Annotated in this window: 4 protein-coding genes and 1 tRNA gene; 1 reads left to right on the forward strand and 4 read right to left on the reverse strand. The window is 64.8% G+C overall.

The features are described 5' to 3' along the window. Nucleotides 1–94: 94 nt before the first annotated feature. From ACODSD_RS24625 to ACODSD_RS24635, 3 genes are all read right to left on the reverse strand, one after another. On the reverse strand, nucleotides 95–3229 hold the full coding sequence (locus ACODSD_RS24625; protein ID WP_488878592.1) for an efflux RND transporter permease subunit: 3135 nt from the start codon (nucleotides 3227–3229) through the stop codon (nucleotides 95–97). Between the two features lie 10 nt (nucleotides 3230–3239). Continuing rightward, on the reverse strand, nucleotides 3240–4382 hold the full coding sequence (locus tag ACODSD_RS24630; RefSeq protein WP_107800166.1) for an efflux RND transporter periplasmic adaptor subunit: 1143 nt from the start codon (nucleotides 4380–4382) through the stop codon (nucleotides 3240–3242). A 298-nt stretch (nucleotides 4383–4680) separates the two neighbouring features. Further along, nucleotides 4681–5442: a substrate-binding periplasmic protein gene (locus tag ACODSD_RS24635; RefSeq protein ID WP_488878593.1), complete on the reverse strand. Its 762-nt coding sequence runs from the start codon at nucleotides 5440–5442 to the stop codon at nucleotides 4681–4683. Between the two features lie 356 nt (nucleotides 5443–5798). On the opposite strand from ACODSD_RS24635, the gene ACODSD_RS24640 reads away from it, so the two are divergent. Beyond that, nucleotides 5799–6236, forward strand: coding sequence for an acyl-CoA thioesterase (locus ACODSD_RS24640; protein WP_158274317.1), 438 nt, complete (start codon nucleotides 5799–5801; stop codon nucleotides 6234–6236). Nucleotides 6237–6292: 56 nt separating this feature from the next. On the opposite strand, the gene ACODSD_RS24645 is transcribed toward ACODSD_RS24640, so the two are convergent. Beyond that, nucleotides 6293–6383, reverse strand: a tRNA-Ser gene (locus ACODSD_RS24645). Between the last annotated feature and the right edge of the window lie 128 nt (nucleotides 6384–6511).

The following is a 6511-nucleotide window of genomic DNA, read 5'->3' on the forward strand; positions in this document are numbered from 1 at the left end:
GCTGTCCGGCAGCTCCAGTTTGGGGCGGCTGTAGTCGGGGCCGACCGCGCAAGCGCTCAGCGCCAGCGCCGCCAATGAGGGCATCAGCGCGCGTTTAAACATTGTCGGCCTCCTCCGCCGCAGCCGGCGCTTTGCGCCGCTCCGACGCCTGCATGATCAAGCGGAAAAACAGCGGCACGAAGAAAGTGGCGATAAAGGTGGCGGCCAGCATGCCGCCCACCACCGGCGTGCCCAGCGCGCGGCGGCTGGCGGAGCCCGCGCCGCTGGATATCACCAAGGGCACGCAGCCCAGGATGAAGGCCAGCGAAGTCATCACGATGGGACGGAAGCGCAGCCGCGCCGCTTCCAGCGCGGCGTCCATCAGCGGCAAGCCCTGTTGGCGCTGCTGTACCGCGAACTCCACGATCAGGATGGCGTTCTTGGCGGCCAGGCCCACCAGGGTGACGACGCCGATCTGGAAATAGACGTTGTTGTCCTGATGGCCGATGACGGCGGCGAGCAAGGCGCCGAACAGCGCGAAAGGCACCGAGGTCACCACCGCCAGCGGCAGGCTCCAGCGTTCGTACTGCGCCGCCAGGATCAGGAACACCATCAGGATGCCGAACAGAAAGGCCATGGTGGCGGTGCCGCCGGCCAGTTTTTCCTGATAGGCGCTGCCGCTCCAGGCCAGCGCGTAATCGTTGCCCAACACTTGCCGGGTCACCTCTTCCAGCGCCTGGATGGCCTGGCCGGAGCTGACGCCGGGCGCGGGCTGGGCCAGGATTTTGGCGGCGTTGAAGATGTTGAAGCGGTCCACCAGCTCCGGTCCATAGCTGGATTTGACCTCCACCAGGCTGGACAGCGGCACCATCACGCCCTCGGCGGAGCGCACATAGATATTGGCGATATCTTCCGGCCGCGCGCGGAAGTCCGCCTCGGACTGCAGCTGCACCTTGTAAGTGCGGCCGAACTTGTTGAAGTCGTTGACGTAGAGCTGGCCGAAAGTGGCTTGCAGGGTGTCGAACACCTGATTGATGTCCACGCCCAGCGCCTTGGTCTTTTCGCGGTCCAGATCCAGATACTTCTGCGGCACATTGGCGCGGAAGGTGGTGGCCACACTGGCGAACTCCGGCCGCTGCCGCGCCGCGGCCAGCAGTTTTTCCGCCGCCTGGCTGAGCTTTTGCGCGCCCTGGTCGCCGCGGTCCTGCAAATAGGCTTCCAGGCCGCCGGTCGTGGACATGCCGATGATGGGCGCCGGATTGAAGGCGCTCATCACGCCGGCCTGCACGGTGCGGCCCAGGCGGTTGAACTCGGCGGCCACGGAGAAGGAATCCTCGCCCTTGGCCTTGCGCTGGTCCCAGTCCTTGAGGGTGACGAAGCTGGTGCCGCGGTTGGTCTGCTTGGAGCCGGACAAGATGTCGAAACCGGTGAAGGTGGTGACGCTTTCCACATTGGGATTGGCCATCATCAGCCGGTCGAATTCCGCCGTGGCCTTGGCGGTGCGGGTCAGCGCGGCCGCGTCCGGCAAGGCGGTGTTGGCGAACAGCGTGCCCATGTCCTCATTGGGCACCAGCGAGCCGGGCACTTTCTGATACAGGCCGACGGTGGCGGCCAGAACGACGGCAATCAGGCCGAAGGCGACGCCGACACGGCGGTTGAGAAACAACACGCCCAGCACGTAGCGGCCGGTCAGGCGCTCGAAAGCGCGGTTGAACCACTGGAAAAAGCGCGGCGGCTGGTGATGGCCGGGCTTGAGCAGCAAGGCGCACAAGGCCGGGGTCAGCGTCAGCGCGACAATGCCGGAAATGATCACCGACATGGCGATGGTGACGGCGAACTGCTTGTACATCACCCCGGTCATGCCGCCCATGAAGGCCACCGGCAGGAAGACCGCGCACAAGACCAGCACGATGGCCACCAGCGCGCCGGACACCTCGCCCATCGCCAGCACCGCGGCTTCCTTGGCGCCGCAGCGGCGTTCGCTCATGATGCGTTCGACGTTTTCCAACACCACGATGGCGTCGTCCACCACGATGCCGATGGCCAGCACCATGCCGAACAGGGTCAGCAGATTGATGGAGAAGCCCAAGAGCAGCATGCCGGCGAAGGTGCCGACCAGCGACACCGGCACCGCGATGCAGGGAATCAGCGTGGCGCGGAAATTCTGCAAGAACAAATACACCACCAGAAACACCAGCACGGTGGCTTCCAGCAGGGTTTCCACCACGCCGTCGATGGAGACTTTGACGAATTTGGTGGTGTCGAAGGGAATGGTGTAGTCCACGCCGGCCGGGAAGCGGACCTTGAGCTCCTCCATCTTGGCGGCGATGGCGGCGGACACCTTGAGCGCGTTTGCGCTGGGTTGCAGATAGGTGGTGATGCCCACGCTGGGCTTGCCGTTGCGGGTGCCGATCACATCGTAGTCGTTGCCGCCCATCTCCACCCGCGCCACGTCTTTGACGCGGATCTTGGAGCCGTCCGGCATCGAGCGCACGATGATGTTCTCAAACTCCTTGGGTTCGCTGAGCCGGCCCTTGGCGTTGACGGTGTAGGTGAAGCTGATGGGCGCGCTGGTGGGCTGGGCGCCGATCTTGCCGGCGGCGAACTGGGCGTTCTGCTCGCGCACCGCCTTGGCCACGTCGGACGGGGTCAGGCCCAGCTGGGCCATGCGGTCCGGCCGCAGCCACAGCCGCATCGCGTAGTCGGTGCCGCCCATCATCGCCACATCGCCCACGCCGGGAATGCGCTTGAGCTCGTCCATCACATTGAGCAGGGCGAAATTGGACAGATAGTTGCGGTCGTACTGGCCGGTGGGCGAGCCGATGGAGATCACGCTGAGCACCGAAGTGGATTTCTTGCGCACGGTGACGCCCTGGCGCTGCACTTCGTCCGGCAGCTGTTTCATCGCCGCCTGCACCCGGTTGTTGACGTCGATGGTGGCCTGGTCCGGATCCGTGCCCACGGCAAAATAGACATTGAGGCTGAGCTGGCCGTTGGAGGCGGCGCTGGATTGCATGTAAAGCATGTTTTCCACGCCGTTGAGCTGCTGCTCCAAGGGCGCGGCCACGGTCTGGGCGATGGTTTCCGGCGTGGCGCCCGGATAGTTGGCCGACACCGACACCACGGCCGGAACGATCTGCGGGTACTGCTCCACCGGCAGCGCGCGCATCGCCGCCAGGCCGGCCAGCACAATGACGATGGACAGCACGCTGGCGAAAATGGGGCGGTTGATGAAGAAACGCGAGAACATGGCTAGCTCCTCACGCCTTGGCCGGCGCAGCGGCCACCGGCTTGACCACGGCGCCGGGGCGGGCCTGCATCAGGCCGTCCACAATCACCTTCTCTCCAGCCTTGAGGCCGGATTCGATCACCACCCGGCCGCCCACCTGAGCGCCCAGCTTGACCATTCTGGCCTGCACCTTGTTGTCCGCGCCCACCACCATAAGCTGATTGTCCGCCTGGGCCTGGACAACGGCCTGTTCCGGCACGGTCAGCACGTTCTTGCGCACGCCCAGGTCCAGCATCACGCGCACGAATTGCCCGGGCAGCAGGCGCTCGTCTTCATTGGGAAATTGCGCGCGCGCGCTGATGGTGCCGGTCTTGGGATCCACGCGGTTGTCGCGGAAGTCCAGCTTGCCGCTTTGCGGAAAGACGCGGCCGTCCGCCAGACGGATCCGCACCGGATGGCGGCTGCCGTCTTCCGCGCTCACCTTGCCGGTGGACAGGCTGTGTTCGTAATTGAGGCTGTCCTGCTCGGAAATGGAGAAATTGACGTAGATGGGATTGAGCTGGGAAATGGTGGTCAGCGGCTCGGCGGCGTCCACGCGGATCAGGCTGCCTTCGGATTGCACCTGCTTGCTGGTCAGGCCCGGAATCGGCGCGGTGACGCGGGTGTAGTCCAGATTGAGCTGGGCTTCCTTGACCTTGGCGTCGGCGGACTGCTTGGCCGCCTTGACGGAGTTCAGCGCCGCCACCGCGTTGTCGTAATCCATTTTGGACACCGCCTGCTCCTGGTACAGCGGGCGGATGCGCGTCAGATCGGCGTCGGCTTTTTGCAGCGCGGCCAACTGCACCGCCTGCGCGCCCTTGGCCTGTTCCAGCTGCGCCTGATACGGCGCGGGGTCGATTTGGAACAGCGTCTGTCCCTGCTTCACCGGCTGGCCTTCCACATAAGTGCGCTTGAGCAGAATGCCCCCCACGCGGGCGCGCACCTCGATATCGCGGTAACCGGCGGTTTCGCCCACCAGTTCCATGGTCATCGGCACATCGCCGGGCGCGGCGGTTTCCACGGTGACTTGCGGGACGGCGGCGGCCTTTTGCTGCGGCGAGCCGCAAGCGGCCAGCCAGACCGGCGTAGACAATAGCAGGGCAAGCGACAATAGCTGCCGCGACGGATAGCGCATTATTATTTCTCCATATGAGCGGGTATTCGGGAATGGCGGGCAAACCCAGGGCGCAAGCAAGCAGCCTTGTCGACAAAGACGCGGACGGTCCCGCGAGGCGCGGGCCGTGCCTTATTAGGGATGGCTTAGCAGTGCCTTATTAAAACAGCCGCTTGTGAAGGGTGTTTTTTAAAAATCGGCGTTTTTGTAAATTGCGGGTAAATTCGCGGGAAAACGATGTGAAGAGTTGTGAATGCGAATCAAATGCGCGGCGTGGACGCCGCCGCGGCCGGCCTCCGGCCTGCCCGCCGCGCCGCCCTCATTTCGCCGGCGGCGCAGGCTGAAAGCGGCGAAGCATGCGCTCGTAACTGCCGTCGCCGCGCATGGCGCGCAGGCCGGCCTCGAACTGGTCCGCGTACGCCCTGCCCTTGGGCCGCGCCTTGGAGAAAGCCAGCCAGAAACCATCCTGGCTGATCCGCCCCGCCTGCCGGACCCGCCCGGCCGCGAACGGGTTGCCGCGGATGCGCAGTTGTCCGGGGCGCGCGTTCATCAACACATAGTCCACGCGCCGGGCCAACAGCATGCGAATCAGGTCCTCATCGGAATGAGCCACCGATTTGACGATCTTGGGATCGCGCATGAAAACGCTGGGATAGGTGTAATCCTGGGTGATGCTCACCCTGCGGCCGGCCAAATCGCTCAGGCCCAGCCCGGCTCCGCCGGCGGCGAGCGCGAAGATGGCCAGTTCTTCGGTGAACATCGGCGTTTGATGCCACCAGAATTGCTCGCGATTATCGTCGGTAATGGTGGCGCTGAGGCAGCCGTCGGCGCGGCCGACGCGCGCCAGCATCAGGCAACGCGCAAACGGCACCAGCACAAAGCGGACCTCGACGCCCCGGCGACGGAACGCCTCGCGCGCCAGTTGCGGCGCCAGCCCCTGCGCGGCGCCGTCGGCGCCGCGCGCCGAATACGGCGGCCAATCGTCCTCCACGGCGATGAGCAGGGCCGGAGCCGCATCGGCCGCCTGCGCCGCAACGGCCAGCAGGCCCGCGCACAGGGCTCGTCGAAACCACGCTTGCATCTGAACCCTCCCGCCGAGAAGCCGCGAGCCGGAGATGGACAAACGCCGCGCGCGCCAATGCTTAATATCGACAACTTTACACTACAAACCGCGCATGAAGGCGCCTCGCCTGCGGCTGGACTCGTGTCACGCTGCGGGACGGCGACGCGGCGTGGGCGCGCCATCCAAGCCGCCGCGCCGCGGATCGCGCGGTTTCTCGATGCGCGGGGCCGCATAGAACAAGCGGCCGGCTTTCCGCGTCGCCGCTTGAGCCCAAGCGGGCTTGCGGCAAAGCGCTTGACCCCCGCGCGCGGGCAATGCCAAGATCATGAACCGCCCCGCCTTCACGCTAACCGCTGCCGCCCGAGGAGATTGGTTTGGAACCGTTTTGCCATCCGCTGGAAGTGCGCTGGTCCGACTGCGACGCTAACCAGCACGTCCGCCATACCGCCTACGCCGATTTCTGTACCCATGCCCGCATAGAATGGCTGCGCGGCCAAGGCTTTGGCTTTGAACAATTTCAGGCGCTGGGGTTCGGCCCGGTCATTTTCAAGGAGTGGACCGAGTATTTCAAGGAACTGCGGCTGAGCGAGCGCATTCACGTGCGCCTGGCCATCGCCGGCCTGAGCCAGGACGGCAAGCGCTTTTGCATCCGCCACGAGATTTACAAGGAGGACGGCCGCCTGGCCGCGCGTCACGAAGTCAGCGGCTCCTGGATAGACCTGACGCTGCGCAAGCTGACCGCGCCGCCGCCGGAATTGAGCGCCATTTTCGCCTGGGCGGAGCGAACCGAGGATTTCCAGGCGCTGGATTGAGGCATGCCGGACGCGAAAAAGCCCTGACTATGCAATCAGGGCTTTTTTGCTTGCTTTGGCGGAGAGGGGGGGATTCGAACCCCCGTTAGGGTATTACCCTAAACACGCTTTCCAGGCGTGCGACTTAAACCACTCATCCACCTCTCCGGAGGTGTCTTGCTTGTTTGCGCCGGTCGGGCCGGAGCAATAAAAAAACCGCCAGGGCAGTTTTTGTCGATTCTGGCGGAGAGGGGGGGATTCGAACCCCCGTTAGGGTATTACCCTAAACACGCTTT

The organism is Chromobacterium sp. FG22, from assembly GCF_057809415.1.